The organism is Cellulosimicrobium sp. Marseille-Q4280 (genome assembly GCF_943181405.1).
Classification (GTDB): Bacteria; Actinomycetota; Actinomycetes; order Actinomycetales; family Cellulomonadaceae; genus Cellulosimicrobium.
In genome coordinates, this window is sequence record NZ_CALPBY010000007.1 from 1 (window position 1) to 20,373 (window position 20,373).

At 72.8% G+C, this 20,373-nt stretch carries 14 protein-coding genes and 1 pseudogene; 7 read left to right on the forward strand and 8 right to left on the reverse strand.

Annotated elements, in window-relative coordinates:
- Positions 1 to 232 precede the first annotated feature (232 nt).
- A pseudogene (guaB, locus tag NFS20_RS17310) lies at positions 233 to 1,726 on the forward strand (IMP dehydrogenase); the annotation flags it as partial.
- Positions 1,727 to 1,797: 71 nt separating this feature from the next.
- On the opposite strand, the gene NFS20_RS17315 reads toward guaB, so the two are convergent.
- The gene (locus NFS20_RS17315) at positions 1,798 to 3,411 is read right to left on the reverse strand and encodes a flavin monoamine oxidase family protein (protein WP_251153059.1); all 1,614 of its coding nucleotides are present in this window, start codon (positions 3,409 to 3,411) and stop codon (positions 1,798 to 1,800) included.
- A gap of 372 nt (positions 3,412 to 3,783) precedes the next feature.
- On the opposite strand from NFS20_RS17315, the gene NFS20_RS17320 reads away from it, so the two are divergent.
- On the forward strand, positions 3,784 to 4,422 hold the full coding sequence (locus NFS20_RS17320) for a Rid family hydrolase (RefSeq protein WP_251153060.1): 639 nt from the start codon (positions 3,784 to 3,786) through the stop codon (positions 4,420 to 4,422).
- A gap of 62 nt (positions 4,423 to 4,484) precedes the next feature.
- Here the strand turns inward: NFS20_RS17320 and NFS20_RS17325 are convergent, their stop codons facing one another.
- Positions 4,485 to 6,020, reverse strand: coding sequence for a helix-turn-helix domain-containing protein (locus NFS20_RS17325; protein ID WP_251153061.1), 1,536 nt, complete (start codon positions 6,018 to 6,020; stop codon positions 4,485 to 4,487).
- A gap of 142 nt (positions 6,021 to 6,162) precedes the next feature.
- Positions 6,163 to 6,858, reverse strand: coding sequence for an exonuclease domain-containing protein (locus NFS20_RS17330; protein WP_251153062.1), 696 nt, complete (start codon positions 6,856 to 6,858; stop codon positions 6,163 to 6,165).
- Positions 6,859 to 7,080: 222 nt separating this feature from the next.
- Between NFS20_RS17330 and NFS20_RS17335 the strand changes: the two genes are divergently transcribed.
- Genes NFS20_RS17335 through NFS20_RS17350 form a run of 4 tightly spaced genes read left to right on the forward strand, consistent with a single transcriptional unit; the run spans position 7,081 to position 11,496 of the window.
- Positions 7,081 to 8,205: a GuaB3 family IMP dehydrogenase-related protein gene (locus tag NFS20_RS17335; protein WP_251153063.1), complete on the forward strand. Its 1,125-nt coding sequence runs from the start codon at positions 7,081 to 7,083 to the stop codon at positions 8,203 to 8,205.
- 8 nt (positions 8,206 to 8,213) lie between these two features.
- Entirely contained in the window at positions 8,214 to 8,753 is a 540-nt protein-coding gene (locus tag NFS20_RS17340; RefSeq protein ID WP_251153064.1) for a GNAT family acetyltransferase, read from the forward strand.
- Positions 8,754 to 8,757: 4 nt separating this feature from the next.
- Complete coding sequence (locus tag NFS20_RS17345; protein WP_251153065.1) at positions 8,758 to 9,831, forward strand: GNAT family N-acetyltransferase; 1,074 nt, start codon at positions 8,758 to 8,760, stop codon at positions 9,829 to 9,831.
- A gap of 9 nt (positions 9,832 to 9,840) precedes the next feature.
- Positions 9,841 to 11,496, forward strand: a complete 1,656-nt coding sequence (locus tag NFS20_RS17350; RefSeq protein ID WP_251153066.1) for a succinic semialdehyde dehydrogenase — start codon at positions 9,841 to 9,843, stop codon at positions 11,494 to 11,496.
- A gap of 30 nt (positions 11,497 to 11,526) precedes the next feature.
- On the opposite strand, the gene NFS20_RS17355 is transcribed toward NFS20_RS17350, so the two are convergent.
- The 5 genes from NFS20_RS17355 to NFS20_RS17375 form a co-directional block, all read right to left on the reverse strand.
- Entirely contained in the window at positions 11,527 to 12,159 is a 633-nt protein-coding gene (locus NFS20_RS17355; RefSeq protein WP_251153067.1) for a SanA/YdcF family protein, read from the reverse strand.
- 143 nt (positions 12,160 to 12,302) lie between these two features.
- Positions 12,303 to 13,277, reverse strand: coding sequence for a DUF4031 domain-containing protein (locus tag NFS20_RS17360; protein ID WP_251153068.1), 975 nt, complete (start codon positions 13,275 to 13,277; stop codon positions 12,303 to 12,305).
- A gap of 67 nt (positions 13,278 to 13,344) precedes the next feature.
- On the reverse strand, positions 13,345 to 14,604 hold the full coding sequence (locus tag NFS20_RS17365) for an acetate/propionate family kinase (protein WP_251153069.1): 1,260 nt from the start codon (positions 14,602 to 14,604) through the stop codon (positions 13,345 to 13,347).
- Positions 14,601 to 16,742 carry a phosphate acetyltransferase gene (gene pta / locus NFS20_RS17370; protein ID WP_251153070.1) on the reverse strand — a complete coding sequence of 714 codons (2,142 nt, stop codon included), beginning with the start codon at positions 16,740 to 16,742 and terminating at the stop codon, positions 14,601 to 14,603. Before pta ends, NFS20_RS17365 begins: the two co-directional genes overlap by 4 nt.
- Positions 16,739 to 19,231: a phosphoketolase family protein gene (locus tag NFS20_RS17375; RefSeq protein WP_251153071.1), complete on the reverse strand. Its 2,493-nt coding sequence runs from the start codon at positions 19,229 to 19,231 to the stop codon at positions 16,739 to 16,741. The genes pta and NFS20_RS17375 overlap by 4 nt, the downstream gene beginning before the upstream one ends.
- 245 nt (positions 19,232 to 19,476) lie before the next feature.
- Here NFS20_RS17375 and NFS20_RS17380 point away from each other — a divergent pair, with 245 nt between their 5' ends.
- Positions 19,477 to 20,370 (forward strand): SURF1 family protein, encoded by an 894-nt coding sequence (locus NFS20_RS17380; RefSeq protein WP_251153072.1) that lies wholly within the window; start codon positions 19,477 to 19,479, stop codon positions 20,368 to 20,370.
- Positions 20,371 to 20,373: the final 3 nt, after the last annotated feature.

The window sequence follows — 20,373 nt, forward strand, 5'->3', positions numbered from 1 at the left end:
GCCCTTGTCCCCCGCGCGACGCTCGCGTGCCCGCTGGCGTTCGCCCGTCAGAACGGCTTCTTCGCCTTGGCCGCGGCAGCCGGAGCCTTGGCCGCGGCGGGGGCCGCCGACTCGGTCGACAGCGCCGGGGCGGCCGGGACGGCCGCGCCCGCGTCGGCGGGGGCGGCGGCGCGCGGCCCCCCCCCGCGCGTTTTCCTTTGCTTCTTCTTCCGCCCCCTCGCCCGCGCCCGGGCACGACCCGTTCGGCTTCCTCGGGCTCACCTACGACGACGTGCTGCTGCAGCCCGGCTACTCGGACCTCGCGCCGTCGGACATCGACACGACGACCCGCCTCACGCGCGAGATCTCGATCCGCGTCCCGCTGGTCTCGGCGGCCATGGACACCGTCACGGAGTCCCGCATGGCGATCGCGATGGCACGTCAGGGCGGCATCGGCGTGCTGCACCGCAACCTCTCCATCGAGGACCAGGCCTACCAGGTCGACCTGGTGAAGCGGACGCAGACCGGCATCATCTCCAACCCCGTGACGATCGGGCCGGACGCGACGCTCGAGGAGCTCGACCGGACGGCGGGGGAGTACCGCATCTCCGGCTTCCCGGTCCTCGACGCGCAGCAGCGCCTCGTCGGCATGGTCACCAACCGGGACCTGCGCTTCACGCCCGTCGCCGAGTGGGCGACGACGAAGGTCGACGAGGTCATGACGCGTCAGCCGCTCATCACGGGCCCGTCCGGCATCTCGCGCGAGGACGCGACCGCCCTGCTGCGCAAGCACAAGATCGAGCGGCTCCCCCTCGTCGACGCGGACGGGCACCTCACCGGCCTCATCACGGTGAAGGACTTCGTGAAGTCCGAGCAGTTCCCGAACGCCTCGAAGGACGGTCAGGGACGCCTCCTCGTGGGTGCGGCGATCGGGTACTTCGGCGACGCGTGGCAGCGTGCGACGACCCTCATCGAGGCCGGGGTCGACGTGCTCGTCGCCGACACGGCGCACGGCAACGTCCGCATGCTCATCGACATGGTCCGCCGCCTCAAGACGGACCCCGCGACGCGCGACGTCCAGGTCATCGGCGGCAACGTCGCGACGCGCGAGGGCGCCCAGGCGTTCGTCGACGCCGGTGCGGACGCCGTCAAGGTGGGCGTCGGGCCCGGCTCGATCTGCACCACGCGCATCGTCACGGGCGTCGGCGTCCCGCAGGTCACGGCGGTCTACGAGGCGTCGCTCGCCGCCCGTCCGGCAGGGGTCCCGGTCATCGCCGACGGCGGCATGCGCCACTCGGGCGAGATCGGCAAGGCGATCGTCGCCGGCGCCGAGGCGGTCATGCTCGGCTCGATGCTCGCGGGGACCGAGGAGTCGCCCGGCGAGACGATCCTCGTCCACGGCAAGCAGTACAAGGCCTACCGCGGCATGGGCTCGATGGGCGCGATGTCGTCGCGCGGCAAGAAGTCGTACTCGAAGGACCGGTACTTCCAGGCCGAGATCACGAGCGACGACATGATCGTCCCGGAGGGCATCGAGGGTCAGGTCCCCTACAAGGGCACGCTCCAGGCCGTGTCGCACCAGCTCGTGGGTGGGCTGCACCAGACGATGTTCTACGTCGGCGCGCGCACGGTCCCCGAGCTGCAGGAGAAGGGGCGCTTCATCCGCATCACGTCCGCGTCGCTCAAGGAGAGCCACCCGCACGACGTGCAGATCACCGCCGAGGCGCCGAACTACTCGGGCTTCTGAGGCTCGGGGCGGGACCAGCCCGCCGTCCGCCCCGACGTCGTGAGGGAGCGGACGGCGAGCGGACGGCGACCTCAGGACGTCATGACCCGCGTGTGGAGCGCCTGGACGGCGTACCGGGCGGCCCAGAACGCGCCGTGCTGCCACGCCGAGATCTCGGACATCCAGTCGCCCGCGAAGTAGACGTTCCCGGCTCCCTGCTGGAGCTGCTTGAAGCGCGACGACTGCGTGTTCGGGTACGCCCACGCGCCCTCGATGTAGGGCACCTTGTGCCAGGCGATGGAGAACGAGCTCTCCAGCTCGGTGCGGTACTTCTCGCCGTGGATCTTCACGCCCTGCTCGACGGCCCGGAGCTCGCGCTGCTTCGGAGCCATGTCGCCGTACGTGCGGGCGTTCGTGCCCGTGTTGTAGTAGCCGACCATGAGGCCCTTGCGCTCGCCGTAGCCGTAGGACGGGTACCAGACGTGGGCGAGGTCCATGTCGGTCTCGGTGATGCCGCCGAAGATGCGGTGGTCGTCCTCCCAGAACCGGGACCGGTACTGCAGGCCGATCTTGCCCGCCGGCGCCCCGACGGCGAACTCGCCGAGCGCCGCATCGATGTCCGGGCCCCAGTTGGTGGACCAGCGCCGCATGAGCCCTGCGGGTGCCGAGACGACCGCGAAGTCCGCCTCGACCTGGCGCGCCTTCCCGTTGTGCGCCGTGTACGTCACCTTCACGCCGCCGGGGGTGTTCTCGACGCCCGTGACGGGCGAGTTGAACTGCACGTTCTGCTTGCCGATCGCCCGGACGAAGTAGTCGTAGGTCACGTCCATACCGCCCTTGGGCTGGAACATGAGCATCGACTGCTCCCAGTTGATCTCGAACGGGAAGTACATCCCCATCCGCGAGCCGAGCACCTCGGAGACGCTCCCCGGGCCGGGCAGCGGCGTGCCGTGCTCGTTCCACGCCGACGGGTAGACGGAGTACCCGCGGTTGTCCCCGCCCTGGTACGTGCCGTCGGCCTTCAGGGAGCCCCAGCTGCGCAGGAACGCGCGCAGGTTCTCCTTGTCGGCGGCAGTCAGCTTCTGGTCCAGCGCACCCTGGTCGGTCGCGTAGGTGAGGAGCTCCGACGTGTAGCCGAAGACGTCGGCCTTCGCGGTCCGGTACCGGACGGGGTTCCCGGGGGTCGCGCCGGTGCGCTCGTTGTAGAGGTACGCGTCGGCGTTCGCGTTGGTGAAGACCTCGTAGGGCACGCCCAGCTCGCGGAGGTAGTCCATCGTCACCATCCACTGCGCGATGCGGCCGGCCCCGGCGTTCATGTAGATGTTCTTGTCGAAGCGGGCCGTCTGCTTCACGCCGTTGACGTCGGTCTCCGAGTCCCCGCCGCGGATGGTCAGCGTGCGCCCGCCCGGACGGTGGCGCGCCTCGAGGACCGTGACCTTGTAGCCGGCCTTCTGCAGCTCGTAGGCCGACGCCAGGCCTGCGGGCCCCGCACCGACGACGACGACCTTCTTGGCGGAACGCCCCGTCAGGGTGAAGTCGCTCTTCGTCGGGGCGATCCAGGACTCGGTCCTCGGCTGCGCCGCCGCCGTCGGGGCGAGCCCGACGGCACCCATCGTGGCGAACATGACGCCCGCGCCGGACGTGGCGCCGACCGCCTGGAGGAAGTTGCGGCGGGAGACGCCGGTCGTGCTCTCGTCTGTGACCATGTGGCTCGGACCTCTCGTCGTGAAGCCTGACGGACGGCCCTCCCGGCCCTCGATGCCGGGTGCCGCCGTCAGCACCGTCGCTGACGTTAAGGACGTCACGTCGCCGGCACGGGTCCGGCGCGTTTCGCGTCGGTCAACGACGCACGGACCTCGTAAACGTCTCGTTTCGCACCGTCGGATCAGGCCGTCGTCCCGTCGGTTCCTCGCGCGGGTGCCGGTGTCCTCCGCGGGCCGCCGTGAACCCGCCACGACACGTGGGCGACACGAGGGCGAAACGACCGGTCGTTACGTTCGCGGCTTCCGGCCGAGGCTCTCGGCCCGGACGCGGCGGGCGCCAGGGCGGCGCCCGTCTCTCCCCTCCTGGAGGCACGCATGAAGAACCGTACGAAGGTCGTCCTCGCCGTCGCCCTCACCGCGGCCGTCGCGGTACCCGGCACCGCCGTCGCCGCCGGCAGGCTCTTCGAGCCGAAGCCCACCGAGTCCGTCTCCTTCATCACCGGCGACACCGCGTCCATCGCGGACGGTGTCGCGTTCGGGAAGAACGTCGCCTGGTACAAGTCGTCCGGTCTCGGTCCGTCGGCGTTGAACCGCGCGCCCGGCGCCACCGCGGAGCAGCGGTACATCCCGACCGACGTCTTTCCCGGCGGGACGCTCCCGGCCGGCGTGACGATCACCGAGGCGCAGGGCATCAACGTGCTCATGCGCATCGGCGAGAACCTGGAGAAGGCCGGTCTCTCCTACGACGACGTCGTCTCGATGCGCGTGTTCCTGCAGAACCCGGCCGGTGCGGAGAAGATGGACTTCGCCGGCTGGAACCGCGCGTACCGGCAGTTCTTCGCCAACACGAACCTCGCCACCGGCGCGACGATGGACGTCCAGCTCGGCTCGGCCACGACGAAGCCGATGGTCGTCAACGAGGCGCGGCCGTCGCGCTTCGCGCTCGAGATCGAGAACCTGCCGGTCGACGGCTGGCTCGTGGAGGTCGAGGTCGACGCGGTCTACCCGAAGTGACGACCGCGGCCGGCCTCCCGGGACCCCGGTGAGGCCGGCCGTGGCGGGCGTCAGGTGCGTGCTCAGTCCCGGAAGACCTCGATCTGCGCGCCGAGCTCGCGCAGACGCTCCGTGAGCTGCTCGTAGCCGCGGGCGATGATGTCGACGCCGCGCAGCACCGAGGTGCCCTTGGCCGCGAGCATGGCGAGCAGGATCACGACGGCGGGCCGCAGCGCGGGCGGGCAGCTCACCTCGGCACCGGACCAGCGCGTCGGCCCGGTCACCTGGAGCCGGTGCGCGTCGAGCAGACGGACGTCGGCACCGAGGCGCGTGAGGTCCGTGAGGTGGATCGCCCGGCCCTCGTACACCCAGTCGTGGATGAGGGTCGTGCCGTGCGCTCCCGCCGCGATGACCGCGAAGAACGGCAGGTTGTCGATGTTGAGGCCGGGGAACGGCATGGGGTGGATCTTGTCGATCGGGGCGCGCAGCTCGCTCGGGTGCACCGTGACGTCGACGAGCCGCGTGCGGCCGTTGCGCGACAGGTACTCCGCGGACAGCGTGTACCGCTGACCCATCTCCGCGAGCGTCGCGAGCTCGATCTCCATGAACTCCACGGGGACGCGGGAGACGGTGATCTCCGACCCGGTGACGACCCCGGCGGTGAGCAGGCTCATCGCCTCGACGGGGTCCTCGGAGACCGCGTACTCGACGTCGACGTCGATGCCCGTGCGCCCGTGGACGCGCAGCGTCGTCGTACCGATGCCGTCGATCCGGACCCCCAACAGCTCGAGGTAGAAGCACAGGTCCTGGACCATGTAGTTGGGGCTCGCGTTGCGGATGGTCGTCACGCCGTCGCGGCTCGCGGCGGCCATGAGCGCGTTCTCGGTGACGGTGTCGCCGCGCTCGGTGAGCACGACGGCCAGGTCGCGGCCGTCGGCCGAGGCGACCGTCGCGTGGTAGTTGCCGCCGGTCGCGGTGACCGAGAGGCCGAACGGTCGCAGGGCGATCATGTGCGGCTCGACCGTGCGGGTGCCGAGGTCGCAGCCGCCGGCGTACGGGAGCTCGAAGGTGTCGCGCAGGCCGAGGAGCGGCCCGAGGAACATGATGATCGAGCGCGTGCGCCGCGCGGCCTCGACGTCGATGGACGACAGGTCCAGCGCGGCCGGGGCGACGATCTCGAGGTCGCGCCCGTTCGGCGCCCAGGTCGCCACGACCCCGATGGAGCGCAGCACGTCGACGATCCGGTCGACCTCCACGATCCGTGCGACCCCGCGCAGGGTCGTGCGACCGCGGTTGAGCAGCGAGGCGCACAGGAGCGCCACGGCGCCGTTCTTGGACGAGTTGACCTCGATCGTCCCCGAGAGGGTGTGACCTCCCTGGACGCGCAGGTGCGAGCGCTTCGGGCCCCCGAGGCTGATGATCTCGGAGTCGAGGGCGAGGCCGATGCGGTTGAGCATCTCGAGGCTGACGTTCTGGGCGCCCTGCTCGATGCGGTGCACGGCGCTCTGGCTCGTCCCGAGGCGCTCGGCGAGCTGTGTCTGGGTCAGTCCACGGTTCTGGCGGGCGCCACGGATGAGGGCGCCGACCTGCGTGAGGGGTGCATCGTCGATCATCGTCATGGCGCGACGATAACTCATGGATGAGATATGTGAGAGGTGCGCAGTGATCGCAGCGCGCGAAGTGCGGGAGTTCTCGGTCGACGAGCGCCGCGCGCATTCGTCTCGTGAGATATGCGAAGAGCGTGAAGTCCCAGGTCGGGGCTCAGACGGGCCAGCGACCGTCGGCCCCGGCGCCCACGTAGGGGCGCTCGCGCCGCTCCTCGTCGAGCTCGTCCACCCAGCGGCGGTGCGCGTCCACCTGGTGGTCGTGCAGCGCGTCGAGGGTCGTCGCGGCCAGGTGCGGGTGCGCCACGACGAGCGCGTCGAGCACGGAGAGCGTCGCGAGCGCGTCGACGTCCGCGGTGTGCAGCGTGCCGGTCTCCTGCACCCCGTAGTGCTCGCACAGGTCGGTCAGCCGCCGCTTGCCCTCGCGGCCCGGGTCCGCCGCACGGTCGAGGACGAGGGGATCGAGCACGGGCCGCACGGGACGGCCGAGCCGCTCCGGGAGCGTGCGCAGCCCGTGCCGGGCCAGCTCGACGTCGAGCAGGGTCAGGTCGAAGGCCGCGTTGTAGGCGACGACGGGTACCCCGGCGTGCTGGTGGTGGACGAGCAGCGAGGCGATCTCGTCGAGAGCGACGTTCGGTGCGGCACCGTGCGCGACGACCTGGGCCGTCCCGATGCCGTGGATCGCGGTCGCGTCGGCGGGGATCGCGACGCCGGGATCGATGAGCCACGTGCGGACTCTGGTGCCAGTCGGGCCGCGCAGCACGAGGGCCGCCGTGACGATGCGCTCGACGTCGACGTCGAGCCCGGTGGTCTCCGTGTCGAAGGCCACCAGGGGCCCCGCCGTCCAGCTCATCCGTACCGCCTCCGTGCTCGTGCCTGCGCCTGCCGTCGCCTGCGGTCGTCCGCCGCCGGTCCTGCACCTGGTCGTGCACCCGGCCCTGCACGGCCGGTGGACCGCCGTCGGGCACGACCGGCCGACGGTGGCGCCACCCTCCCAGGTCCCACCCACAGCCCCTCCGCCGACCAGGGCGCGGACCGGCCCTCGTGCCGCCCTGGCCGCCGGTAGGCTGGCCCGGTGAGCAACGAGATCGAGATCGGACGTGGCAAGCGCGGTCGGCGCGCGTTCTCCTTCGACGACGTCGCGGTCGTGCCCTCCCGGCGCACGCGCGACCCGGAGGAGGTCTCGGTGGGGTGGCAGATCGACGCCTACCACTTCGAGCTGCCGATCATCGCCGCCCCCATGGACTCCGTGATGAGCCCCGCGACCGCGGTCGCGCTGGGCAACCACGGCGGCCTCGGCGTCCTGGACCTCGAGGGCCTGTGGACGCGCTACGAGGACCCGGAGTCCCTGCTCGCGGAGATCGCGGAGCTCGAGCCCGTGGCGGCGACCCGGCGCATGCAGGAGATCTACGCCGAGCCGATCAAGGCCGACCTCATCACGCAGCGGCTGAAGGAGATCCGCGCGGCCGGGGTCACGGTCGCGGGCGCGCTGTCGCCGCAGCGCACCCAGGAGCACTACCAGACGGTCGTCGACGCGGGCGTCGACCTCTTCGTCATCCGCGGTACCACGGTCTCCGCGGAGCACGTGTCCGGCGTCGCGGAGCCCCTGAACCTCAAGCGGTTCATCTACGAGCTCGACGTCCCGGTCGTCGTCGGCGGCGCGTCGACGTACACCGCGGCGCTGCACCTCATGCGCACCGGCGCGGCGGGCGTCCTCGTCGGCTTCGGCGGCGGCGCGGCGCACACCACGCGCGTGTCGCTGGGCATCCACGCGCCCATGGCGACGGCCGTGGCCGACGTCGCGGCCGCTCGCCGGGACTACCTCGACGAGTCGGGCGGCCGGTACGTCCACGTCATCGCCGACGGTGGCGTCGGCCGCTCGGGCGACCTCGTGAAGGCCGTCGCGTGCGGTGCCGACGCGGTGATGATCGGCGCGGCGCTCGCGCGCGCCGAGGAGGCTCCCGGCCGCGGCTGGCACTGGGGCCCCGAGGCGCACCACCCGCAGCTCCCGCGCGGCGAGCGGGTGCGCGTCGGCACGGCCGGCACGCTCGAGGAGATCCTGTTCGGGCCGGGTCGCCAGGCCGACGGCACGCTCAACCTCGTGGGCGCGCTGCGCCGGGCGATGGCCACCACCGGGTACTCCGACCTCAAGGAGTTCCAGCGCGTCGAGGTCGTCGTCTCGCCCTACCAGCCCCGCTGAGCCGGGCGATGACGGGACGTGGCGTCGACGCGCCGGCGTCCGTCGGCGGCACGATCGGCCGCGCGGCGTCGTCGAGCATGCTCGAGGTGACCGAGGTCGCCGACCGCGACGTGGACGCCGTCGTCGCGCTGTGGCGCGCGTGCGACCTCACGCGGCCGTGGAACGACCCGTACCGGGACATCGCCGACGCGCGCCTGGGCGAGACGTCGACCGTGCTCGTCGGGCGCGCGGCGTCGGGCACCGTGCCCGACGACGCGGCTGCGGCGGGCGACGCGCCGCGCCCCGGTGACCTGCTCGCCACGGCGATGGTCGGCGTCGACGGTCACCGCGGCTGGATGTACTACCTCGCCGTCGACCCGCGGGTCCAGGGCACGGGCCTCGGCCGGGAGATGGTCGTGGCCGCCGAGGCCTGGCTCGCGGCGGCGGGGGCACGTGCCGTCCGGCTCATGGTCCGGTCCACCAACGACGCGGTGCTGGGGTTCTACGCGCGCCTCGGCTACGTAGACCAGGAGTGCACGGTCCTCGGCCGACGGCTCGGCGACGCGTGACGTCATGAGCGGCGCCGCCTCCGCGTGGGCCCCGTGGAAGCCCACCCGCGACGAGCTCGCGGACCTCGAGGCGGAGCACCGGGCGCGGGTCGGTGCTCTCGACGGTCTCGTCGCCGTGCCCGACCTCCTCCTCGCACCGGGCGCCGGCACCGAGGGGATGCTCGGTGTGCGGCTCGCGGACGGTTCGCGCGCGGCGGGCGTCGTGACCCGGTCTGACGTCGACGCGCGCTCGCCCGCCGCGACGTTCCGCGCGCTGCGAGAGCGCCGCCTGCGGGCGCGCGCCGCGGGACCCGACGTCCCGGGTGCCGTCGCCGCTCTCGTCACCGCGTGGTTCTCCGAGGTGCGCACCGACCACGGCTCCGGCGACGCGGCGCCGACCTGCGGCGCCGTGGACGTCGTGCCCGGCGAGGTCGTGCCAGGCGCGGTGCCCGCCGACGACGGGCTTGCCGTCGTCTGGCCGAGCCGCGACGTCGAGGCCGTCGCGGCGCTCGCGGCGTCCGGGCTGCGCCCCGTCGCGCACCTCGCGGCGCGCAGGGACGCCCGTCCCGGCGGCGCCGCGGTCAGCCTGCCGCCCGGTGTCGTGCTGCGCGACGCGGTCGCCGCCGACGTCGAGGCCGTCGTGGAGCACCAGCTGGCCGAGCTCGCGCTCGACGCGCTCGTCGGCTCGGCCCGCGTGCGCGAGGACGCGCGCGCGACGCTCGGCCCCCAGGTCGCGGCCGCCGTCGCGCGCCCGGACACGACCGTGCTCGTCGCCGAGCCGGTGCGGCCCGCCGGGGGCGCGCACGGGGTGGTCGCGGTCGAGCCGCCGCGCCTCTCGGGGCTCGTCGCGGGCGCGGTGACGCGTGCCCCTGCCGCCTACGTCGTGCTCCTGCACGTCGACGACGCACTGCGGGGGCGGGGGCTCGGGTCGGCGCTCGTCGAGGCCGCCCTCGCACGGGTGCGGCAGGGGAGCGGTGCGGAGACGACCGTGCTGCTGCACCACGGCGTGCTCAACCCGCTGTCCGCCCCGTTCTGGGCCCGGCACGGCTTCCGGCCGGTGCTCACGACGTGGGAGCTTCCTGTCGGCGCGACGACGTAGCCTGTCTCCATGACCAGCTCCTCGGGCCCCTCGAACCCTTCGTCCGGTCCCGTCCCCGGCGACGACGCCGCGCTCGACGGTCTGCTCGACCCGGAGAACCCTGCGGCGACGTACTTCCTCGAGCCGGACGTCGTCGCCCCGCTCGTCGCCCGGATCGTGTCGAGCAGCGCAGCGGGAGCGCACCGCTCCGTCCTGCCGTTCACCGGCGCGCCCCTCGCGTCGTTCCCCACCTCGTCGCCCGACGACGTCGAGCTCGCCGTCGAGCGCGCACGGACCGCGCAGCGCGCCTGGGCCCGGGTCCCCGTGGGAGAGCGCGCCCGTGTCCTGCGGCGGTTCGGCGAGCTCGTGCTCGCCGAGCAGTCCGACGGCCTCGACCTCGTCCAGATGGAGTCGGGGAAGTCACGACGCAGCGCGTACGAGGAGATCGGCGACGTCGCGATCGTCACGCGCCACTACGCCGTGCGCGGCCCGCGCTACCTCGCAGACCGGCGCGCGCCGGGGATGCTGCCCGTGCTCACGGGCACGCGCGTGCACCGGCGGCCGGTGGGGGTCGTCGGCGTCATCGCGCCCTGGAACTACCCGCTCACGCTCGCCTTCGCCGAGGCGGTGCCCGCGCTGCTCGCGGGCAACGGCGTCGTCCTGAAGCCCGACCCGCAGACGACGCTCACGGCGCTGTGGGGCGCGGAGCTCCTCGAGCGCGCCGGGCTGCCGGCCGACCTGTTCCTCGTCGTCGCCGGCGGCGGGGACGTCGGGGCGGCCCTGACGGACCACGTGGACCACATCGCGTTCACGGGCTCGACGGCGACCGGTCGGAAGGTCGCCGCGCGCGCGGGCGAGCGGCTCATCGGCGCGACGCTCGAGCTCGGCGGCAAGAACCCGCTCTACGTCGCCGCGGACGCCCACGTCCCGACGGCGGCGCGCGCGGCCGTGCGTGCCTGCTTCGGCAGCTCCGGCCAGCTGTGCGTCTCGATCGAGCGCCTCGTCCTGCACGAGGCCGTCGCGGACGCCTTCCTCGACGAGTTCGTGCCCCTCGTGCGCGCCATGCGGCTCGGCGCCGGTCTCGACTACTCCGCGGACATGGGGTCGCTCACCTCCCAGGCACAGCTCGACCGGGTGGTGGAGCACGTCGACGACGCCCTGGCGCGCGGCGCCCGCGTGCTCGCGGGCGGCGTTCACCGCGCGGACATCGGGCCGTTCTTCTACGCCCCCACCGTTCTCGACCGCGTGCCCGACGACGCCCGCTGCGCCCGCGAGGAGACGTTCGGGCCGGTGGTTTCGGTCGTCCGCGTGGCGAGCGACGAGGAAGCGGTGCGCGTCATGAACGACTCCGAGTACGGCCTGAACGCGAGCGTGTGGACCCGTGACGTGGTCCGTGGTCGGCGGATCGCCGCGCAGGTCGAGGCGGGCACGGTGAACGTCAACGACGGGTACTCGGCGACGTTCGGCTCGGTGGGTGCGCCGATGGGCGGGTTCAAGGCCTCCGGGCTGGGGCGACGGCACGGGCGGGAGGGGATCGAGGCGCTCACGGAGGCGCAGACGATCTCCGTCCAGCGCGGCGCGAACCAGGGTCTGAGCCTCGACACGCTCTACGAGCTCGGCGGCGAGCTGCCGAGCCGGGTGCTCACGACGGCGCTCGACGTCATGCGGCGGCTGCGCCTGCCCTGACCCGACCGGTCGCGACCCGTCGAGGGGGGCTCAGCGCACGACCGCGTCGAGCAGGGCCTTGACCGCAGCCGGGACCTCGCGCACGCGGTAGAGCACGGCCTTCCAGGGCTCGACGCTCGCAGCGCTCACCCCGACGCCGACCGCGTCGAGCCCCGCGACCCGGCACGAGAAGAGCGCACGGGGCAGGTGGTAGCCCTGGGTGACGACCACGGCGTCCGCGAAGCCGAACTCGTCGACGGCGCGCGTGCACGTCGCGTGCGTGTCGTACCCACCGCGGTCCAGCAGGATCGCGTCGTCGGGCACACCACGGTCGAGGAGCCAGGCGCGCATCGAGGCCGGTTCGTCGTAGTCGTCGTGCGCGTCCCCGCTCACGAGGATCACGGGCGCGACGCCGCGGGCGTGCAGGTCGGCCGCGGCGTCGAGCCGACGCCGCAGGTACGTCGACGGCGAGCCGTCGGGCCGCAGCCCGGCGCCCAGCACGACGACGGCGTCGCTCGCCGGGACGTCGTCCGGAGCAGCCACGTGGGAACGGCCGACACCCTGGACGACGAGGAACGGCAGGACCGCGACGACGGCGAGCCCGGCCGCGCCCAGCACCAGGGTCCGGCGGCGCGGGCGACGGGCTCGGGGACGGCGGGGCGCTCTCGCGGACGTCTCGGTCACGCGCCGACCCTAGCCGCAGGGAGCGGACCGGCGTCCGGAGAGTCCGGCGACGACACGCTGCCCCCGAGCTGCGACTCAGACCGGAGCCGTGGGCCGTGGGCCGTGAGGTGTGAGGGGCTCGCGCCGGGCCGTGCGGAGGCCGGTCAGCGTCCGAGGTCGATGAGTTCTGCGACGAGGTTCGCCCGCGCCCGTTCCTCCCAGCGCTCGGTGGCGAACGTCGTCCGGTAGAGCGGTCCAGCATCCAGCAGCGAGCGCAGGACCGCGGCGCGCCCCGACCGGAACACGTCGTCGGGTACATGGGCGTACTCGGCGCGTACCTGGCGCGCGTAGCGCGCGTAGCGGTCGGGTGCGGCGGCGAGGATCGCGAGGTCGGCGTCGGAGACGAGGGCTCCGGTGGCGTCGCCCGCCGCCGGGTCGTGGTGCGTGGTGAGCAGCACGAGCCGCGCGACCTCGGCGGCCGCCGCCGTGCCGACGTGCGGCGCGAGCGCGGTCGTCGCGAGCCCGGCCGAGCGCTCCTCGTCCCGACCCGCCTCGCCGTCGTGCACGGCGTCGTGGAACCAGATCGCGAGCTGCGTGACCGAGGCGGCCGGTTCCACGGCGGGAGCGGTCGGCCCGGACCCGGCCACGCGGGGTGAGCGTGCGACGTCGGACTCCCGGGCTGCGCGCGCGACGTCGGGCACGCCCGCCGGACGGCCCTCCAGCAGCGCGAGCGAGTCGAGCGCGTGCACGAGGTGCTCGGGCCCGTGATAGACCCGGTGCGGCTCGTGCCAGCGCTCGACGAGGTCGACCCCGACGGCGCGCGCTCCCGGCAGCAGCGCGTCCCACCGCGCGAGGAGTGCGTCGGCCTTGGCCGCGCGGCGCGCCCGCCCGGGGACGCGCAGCCCCGAGGAGCCCAGCCGACGCGCGAGCTCCCGCCCGTCGACGGGCACGGCACCGGCCGCCACAGCCTCCTCGTAGCGCTCCGCCGCGACGTCGTAGTGGTCGAGGTCGAACGCCCGCCGGCTGAGCCCGATCGCCTCGGCGAGCGCGTGCAGCTCGTCCAGCGAACGGTCGGACACGAGGTGGCTGAACAGCGTCCCGTGCGCGGGCCACGCAGGCGGGTCGACGTAGACGGTCACCCACCGAGCATGCCATCCGCCCGTCCCGCCGCGCCCTGGAGTCTCGACCCGGCGCGGACCAGCAGCGTCAGGAACCGGGACGTGCGCCCTCGACCACCTCGACGCACTGACGCGCGATGGCGAGCTCCTCCATGGTCGGGATCACCATGACGAGCGTCGACGTCCAGTCGGGCGAGATGACGCGCGGCTCGCCGGAGTCGACGGCGTTGCGGTCCGCGTCGACCGACAGACCGAGCGGCTCGAGGCCGTCCACGACGGCGGCGCGCACAGCGGCGTCGTGCTCGCCCACGCCCGCGGTGAACGCCACGACGTCCACGCGGCCGAGGACCGCGTGGTACGCCCCGACGTACTTGCGCAGCCGGTGGATGTAGACGTCGAACGCCTTCTGCGCGTCCTCGTCGCCCGCGTCGATGAGGCGCCGCAGCTCGCGGAAGTCGTTCACGCCGGACAGGCCCTTGACGCCGGAGCGCTTGTTGAACAGGTCGTCGATCTCGTCGATGCTCATGCCGGCGTTGCGCGCGAGGTGGAACACGACGGCCGCGTCGATGTCGCCCGTGCGCGTGCCCATGACCAGACCCTCGAGCGGCGTCATGCCCATCGAGGTGTCGACCGCGACGCCGCCGCGCACCGCCGACGCCGACGCCCCGTTGCCGAGGTGCAGCACGATGGTGTTGAGCGACTCCATGCGGCGGCCGAGGACGCGCGCGACCTTGCCGGCGACGTACTGGTGGCTCGTGCCGTGGAACCCGTAGCGCCGCACACCGTGCTCCGCGGCGACCTCGCGGTCGAGCGCGTAGGTGGACGCGGCGTCGGGCAGCGACGTGAAGAACGCGGTGTCGAACACGGCGACGTGCGGGACGTCGGGCAGCAGGTCGCGCGCGACACGGATGCCCGTGACGTTCGGCGGGTTGTGCAGCGGCGCGAGGGGCGAGAGCTCGTCGATCTGGCGCACCACCTCGTCGTCGACGAGGACGGGCTGCGAGAAGATCGCCCCGCCGTGCACGACGCGGTGGCCGACGGCGTACACGTCGGCGTCCGCGAGGTTCGGCCCGACCTCGTCGAACAGCCCGAGGGCGATGCGCAGGGCCTCGCCGTGGTCGGGGACCTCCTGCTCGCGCGTCGTCGTGTTCCCGGCGAACCGGTGCTTGACGATGCCCTTCTCCTCGCCGATGCGCTCGATCGTGCCGGCGGCGATCGCCTCGCCGCCGACCGGGTTGACGAGCTGGTACTTGAGCGACGACGAGCCGGAGTTCATGACGAGCACCGACCCGTGCGCCCCGTACGCGCTGTAGGGGTTGGGGCGCTCGCCCTCGGGCAGGATCGTCATGAGGTGGCTCCGGCGGTGGTCGTGTCGGGGGAGATGGCGGGGGCGTCCGGCTGCGAGGACGTCTGCGCCTGGATCGCGGTGATGGCGACCGTGTTGACGATGTCCTGCACGAGGGCGCCGCGCGACAGGTCGTTCACGGGCTTGTTGAGGCCCTGGAGCACCGGCCCGACGGCGACCGCGCCGGCCGAGCGCTGCACGGCCTTATAGGTGTTGTTGCCCGTGTTGAGGTCCGGGAAGATGAACACCGTCGCGCGGCCGGCGACGTCGGAGCCGGGCATCTTCGACGCCGCGACGGACGCGTCGACCGCGGCGTCGTACTGGATCGGTCCCTCGACGAAGAGGTCGGGGCGGCGCTCGCGCACGAGCGACGTCCCGCGACGCACCTTGTCGACGTCGGCGCCCGAGCCGGACTCGCCCGTCGAGTACGAGAGCATCGCGACGCGCTGCTCCACGCCGAACTGGGCCGCGGTCGCCGCGGACGAGATCGCGATGTCCGCGAGCTGCTCGGCCGTGGGGTCGGGGATGACGGCGCAGTCGCCGTAGACGAGCACGCGGTCCTCGAGGCACATGAGGAACACCGACGACACGACGGACACGCCCGGCTGCGTCTTGATGATCTCGAACGACGGCTTGATGGTGTGCGCCGTCGTGTGCTTCGCACCCGACACCATGCCGTCGGCGAGGCCGAGGTGGACCATCATCGTGCCGAAGTAGGAGACGTCCTGGACGCGCTCGCGCGCCTCGTCGAGCGACACGCCCCGGTGCGCGCGCAGGCGCGCGTACTCGGTCGCGAACAGCTCGACGTGCTCCGGGTCGTGGGGGCTGAGGACCGTCGCGGCGTCGATGTCGAGGCCGAGCTCGGCCGCTCGTGCGCGCACCTTCTGCTCGTCGCCGAGGATCGTGAGGTCGGCGACCTGGCGACCCAGGAGGGTCGACGCGGCGCGCAGGATGCGGTCGTCGTCGCCCTCGGGCAGCACGACGTGCTTGCGGTCGGCGCGCGCCCGCGAGAGCAGCTCGTACTCGAACATGAGCGGCGTGACGACCTCGGGTCGCGGGACGTCGAGGCCCGCGAGGAGGGCCGCGCCGTCGACGTTCTGCTCGAACAGCGCGAGCGCCGTGTCGACCTTGCGCTGCGACTCCTTGGTGACGCGCCCGCGGGCCTGCGCGGCGGCGCTCGCGGAGCGGAACGTGCCGAGGTCGGTGCGGATGATCGGCAGGCTGGGGTCGAGGTCCGCGACGAGTCGCGCGGTCGACTCCGGCGGGAAGAACCCGCCGTTGAGGATGACGCCCGCGAGCGAGGGGAAGCCTGACGCCGCGTGCGCGGCGAGCAGCCCGATGAGGATGTCGACGCGGTCGCCGGGCGTGATGACGACGGCGCCCTCGGTGAGCCGGTCGAGCAGGTGCTCGAACGACATCGCGCCGACGAGCAGGTCCGTCGCCTCGCGCGCGAGCAGCGCCTCCTCGCCGAACGCGAGCCGTCCGCCGACGGCCTCCATGAGGGTGCGGACGGTCGGGGCGTCGAGGAAGGGGTCCTCGGGCACCGCCCACCCGGGCACGCCGTCGGTCCCCGGCGCCGCGAGGAGTGCCCGCACGGCGTCGAGGTCCTCGGGTGCCACACGGTTCGCGACGACGCCGATCGGCTGCGCGTGCTGGGAGCGCAGCTCGGCGACGCTCACCTCGATGAGGTTCCCCACGGCGTCGGGCTGCCGGGCCTTGCCCGAGACCACGAGGAGCACGGGCGCGCCGAGGTTCGCCGCGACGCGCGCGTTGAAGGACAGCTCGGTGGGTCCGGCGACGTCCGTGTAGTCCGTCCCGACGACGACCACGAAGTCGCAGACGCTCGCCACCTCGTGGTAGCGCGTCACGATCCGGGAGAGCGCTGCCTCCGGGTCGGCGTGCACGTCCTCGTACGTCACGCCGATCGCCTGCTCGGCGGTCAGGTCGACGCCGTCGTGCGCGAGCAGGAGCTCGAGCACGTAGTCCTGCACGTCGGGCCCCGCGGCCCGGGTGACCGGCCGGAAGACCCCGACCCGCTGGACCTTGCGGGCCAGCAGGTCGAGGACCCCGAGCGCGATCGTGGACTTGCCGGTCTCGCCCTCGGGCGAGGTGATGTAGATGCTGCGAGCGGGAACGCTCACTCGTTGTCTCCTCCTGTGTCCTGCACGGCGCCGCTGTACTGCGGGCCGCCCTCCTCGGTGCCGGTCTCGCCGACGTCGGGCCAGACCCAGTCGCGCACCTCGGGGATGTCCTCGCCGTGCTCGCGCGTCCACTGCCGGGCGGCGAGGCGCGCGTCGACCATCTCCTGGCGCAGGCCCGCGTAGCGCGAGCGCAGCTCGGGGACCCGGTCGATGACGTCGACGACGAGGTGGTACCGGTCGATGTCGTTGAGCATCGCCATGTCGAAGGGCGTGGTCGTGGTGCCCTCCTCCTTGTACCCGCGCACGTGGATGTTGCCGTGGTTCGTGCGGCGGTAGGTGAGGCGGTGGATGAGCCACGGGTAGCCGTGGTAGTTGAAGATGACCGGCTTGTCGGCGGTGAACAGCGTGTCGAAGTCCTTGTCCGACAGGCCGTGCGGGTGCTCGTTCTCGTCCTGGAGGCGCATGAGGTCGACGACGTTCACGACGCGGACCTTCAGGTGCGGCAGCCGCTCGCGGAGGATGTGCGCGGCGGCGAGCACCTCGAGGGTGGGGACGTCGCCCGCGCACCCGAGCACGACGTCCGGGTCCTCGCCCTCGACCTCGGTCCCGGCCCACTCCCAGATGCCGAGGCCGCGTGTGCAGTGCGCGATCGCGTCGGGCATCGAGAGGAACTGCGGCGCCGGCTGCTTGCCCGCGACCACGACGTTCACGTACTGGCGCGAGCGCAGGCAGTGGTCGTAGGTCGACAGCAGCGTGTTGGCGTCCGGCGGCAGGTACACCCGGACGATCTCGGCCTTCTTGTTGACCACGTGGTCGATGAAGCCCGGGTCCTGGTGCGAGAAGCCGTTGTGGTCCTGGCGCCACACGTGGCTCGACAGCAGGTAGTTGAGGCTCGCGATCGGCCGACGCCACGGGATGTGGTTGGTGACCTTGAGCCACTTCGCGTGCTGGTTGAACATCGAGTCGACGATGTGGATGAACGCCTCGTAGCTGGTGAACAGGCCGTGCCGCCCGGTGAGCAGGTAGCCCTCGAGCCACCCCTGGCACTGGTGCTCCGACAGCATCTCCATGACCCGGCCGGCGCGCGCCATGTGCTCGTCGACGTCGGGGCCGTAGAAGTCGGCGTTCCACTGCTTGTCCGTCACCTCGTACACGGGCTGCAGACGGTTCGACGCCGTCTCGTCAGGCCCGAAGATGCGGAAGTTGTCGGGGTTGAGCCGCACGACGTCGGTGAGCCACTGCCCGAGCACGCGCGTCGCCTCGGCGACGGACGAACCGGGGCCCGACACGTCGACGGCGTAGTCGCGGAAGTCGGGCAGGCGGAGGTCCTTGAGGAGGAGGCCGCCGTTGGTGTGCGGGTTGTCGCTCATGCGGAGGGTGCCCTCCGGGGCGAGGGCGGCGATCTCGTCGCGCAGGCGGCCGTCGTCGTCGAACAGCTCGTCGGCCCGGTACGACTCGAGCCAGCCCTTGAGGACCTGGAGGTGCTCGGGCGTGTCCCGGGCGCTCGCGAGCGGCACCTGGTGCGCGCGCCACGAGTCCTCGGTCTTCTTGCCGTCGATCTCCGGCGGGCACGTCCAGCCCTTGGGGGTGCGGAAGACGATCATCGGCCACGCGGGGCGCTCGTCGTTCCCGGCCTCCGCGTCGGCCTTGATCTGCGCGATGTGGTTGAGCACCTCGTCGAGGAGCTTCGCGAAGCGCTGGTGCACCTCGAAGTGGTCCTCGCCGTCGAAGCCGCCGACGAAGAAGTACGGCGTGTGGCCGTAGCCGATCATGAGGTCGCGCAGCTCGTCGTCGCTGATCCGCGCGAGCACCGTCGGGTTGGCGATCTTGTACCCGTTGAGGTGCAGGATCGGCAGGACGACGCCGTCGTTGCGCGCGTTGACGAACTTGTTGGAGTGCCAGCTCGTCGCGAGCGGTCCCGTCTCCGCCTCGCCGTCGCCGACGACGGCCGCGACGAGCAGGTCGGGGTTGTCGAACGCCGCGCCGTAGGCGTGCGAGAGGGCGTAGCCCAGCTCCCCGCCCTCGTGGATCGAGCCGGGGGTCTCCGGGGCCACGTGGCTCGGGATGCCGCCCGGGAACGAGAACTGCCGGAAGAGGCGGCGCAGGCCCTCGGTGTCCTGCGTGACGTCCGAGTAGGTCTCGGAGTACGTGCCCTCGAGGTAGGCGTTCGCGACGAGGCCCGGCCCGCCGTGCCCCGGCCCCGCGACGTAGATCGTCGACTGCCTGCGCTCCGCGATCGCGCGGTTGAGGTGCGCGTAGAGGAAGTTGAGGCCGGGCGTGGTCCCCCAGTGCCCGAGGAGGCGCGGCTTCACGTCGTCGCGTGACAACGGGGTGCGCAGCAGAGGGTTGGCCAGGAGGTAGATCTGGCCGACGGACAGGTAGTTCGCGGCGCGCCACCACGAGTCGACACGACGCAGCGTCTCCTCGTCGAGCGGGGCGACCTCGGCGGGACGCCAGGCGGTGGACTCGGTGGCGGTGGTCGTGCTCATCTCACGCTCCAGCAGGGGGAAGGGTTCGCGAACGACTACGGCTTCATACAACCCCATCCACCCTGGCCCTGCACGAGGTTCGCCGCACGGTCGAGGTGTGACGTTCGCCCGAAAGGGTAGAAAGGGTCGAAGGTCCCGGTGGTACCGGTACGCAGGGTCGGACCGGGCGCCTCGCCCGGTGTGACGTCCGTCGGACGGGCGCCACCGATTCCGGCCGGTGACCTGTGCGCGGATACGGTGGTGCCGTGCCCGAGACCGCTCCCCGCCGTTCGCTCTGGGCGGTCGCCCGTCAGCCGCGGATGATCGGCCTGCTCGTCGTGTTCCTCGTCGCGGCGGCGGTGTGCGCACGCCTCGGCGTGTGGCAGCTCGACCGCGCGCAGCAGCGCGCCGAGCTCGCCGCCCAGCAGGAGGCGGCCGAGGTGGCCGCCGAGGGTCCGGAAGGGCTCGGGGTGCTGCTCCCGCCGCAGTCCACCTTCCCGGGCGAGCTCGTCGGGCGCCAGGCGTGGGTCGAGGGCGAGTACGACGCCTCGGAGCAGCTGCTCGTCGCCGGTCGCGCGCTCGACGGCGAGGTGGGCTACCTCGTGCTGACGCCGCTGCACGTCACGGACGACGGCACGGGCGGCGACTCGTGGGCGGACCTCTCCGGAGAGCCGGTGCTGCCGGTGGTGCGCGGGTGGGTCGCGACGCCCGACGACGCGGCCGCGCTCGAGGTGCCCGACGGCGAGGTGCGTCTCACGGGCTACCTGCAGGCGTCGGAGGCCGCGGGCGAGGAGGTGCTGCCGGACGGGCAGACCGACTCGATCTCCACGGGATCCCTCGTCAACGCGTGGGGCGGGCCGATGTACTCCGGCTACCTCGTGCTCATCTCGTCCGACCCGCCCCAGGCGTCGCCCGACGACGGCGGACCCGCCCTCCTGCCGCGCCCGACGATCGAGGGCGGCACGGGCCTCAACCTGCAGAACCTCTTCTACGCGCTGCAGTGGTGGGTGTTCGGCGGGTTCGCCGTCCTGCTGTGGCTGCGGCTCGTGCGCGACGAGGCCACCGGTGTGCGCCGCGGGTCGCGGGGCGACGACGACGGGATCGCCGGGCTGCCGGGTGACCGCCAGATCGACCCGAGCGCTCCGACGTCGACCCTCTGAAGG

Bases quoted from the DNA above. Each gene is read 5' to 3' on its own strand.
- NFS20_RS17315 (WP_251153059.1), bottom strand. From the start codon at position 3,411: ATGGTCACAGACGAGAGCACGACCGGCGTCTCCCGCCGCAACTTCCTC.
- NFS20_RS17320 (WP_251153060.1), top strand. From the start codon at position 3,784: ATGAAGAACCGTACGAAGGTCGTCCTCGCCGTCGCCCTCACCGCGGCC.
- NFS20_RS17325 (WP_251153061.1), bottom strand. From the start codon at position 6,020: ATGACGATGATCGACGATGCACCCCTCACGCAGGTCGGCGCCCTCATC.
- NFS20_RS17330 (WP_251153062.1), bottom strand. From the start codon at position 6,858: ATGAGCTGGACGGCGGGGCCCCTGGTGGCCTTCGACACGGAGACCACC.
- NFS20_RS17340 (WP_251153064.1), top strand. From the start codon at position 8,214: ATGACGGGACGTGGCGTCGACGCGCCGGCGTCCGTCGGCGGCACGATC.
- NFS20_RS17345 (WP_251153065.1), top strand. From the start codon at position 8,758: ATGAGCGGCGCCGCCTCCGCGTGGGCCCCGTGGAAGCCCACCCGCGAC.
- NFS20_RS17350 (WP_251153066.1), top strand. From the start codon at position 9,841: ATGACCAGCTCCTCGGGCCCCTCGAACCCTTCGTCCGGTCCCGTCCCC.
- NFS20_RS17365 (WP_251153069.1), bottom strand. From the start codon at position 14,604: ATGACGATCCTGCCCGAGGGCGAGCGCCCCAACCCCTACAGCGCGTAC.
- NFS20_RS17375 (WP_251153071.1), bottom strand. From the start codon at position 19,231: ATGAGCACGACCACCGCCACCGAGTCCACCGCCTGGCGTCCCGCCGAG.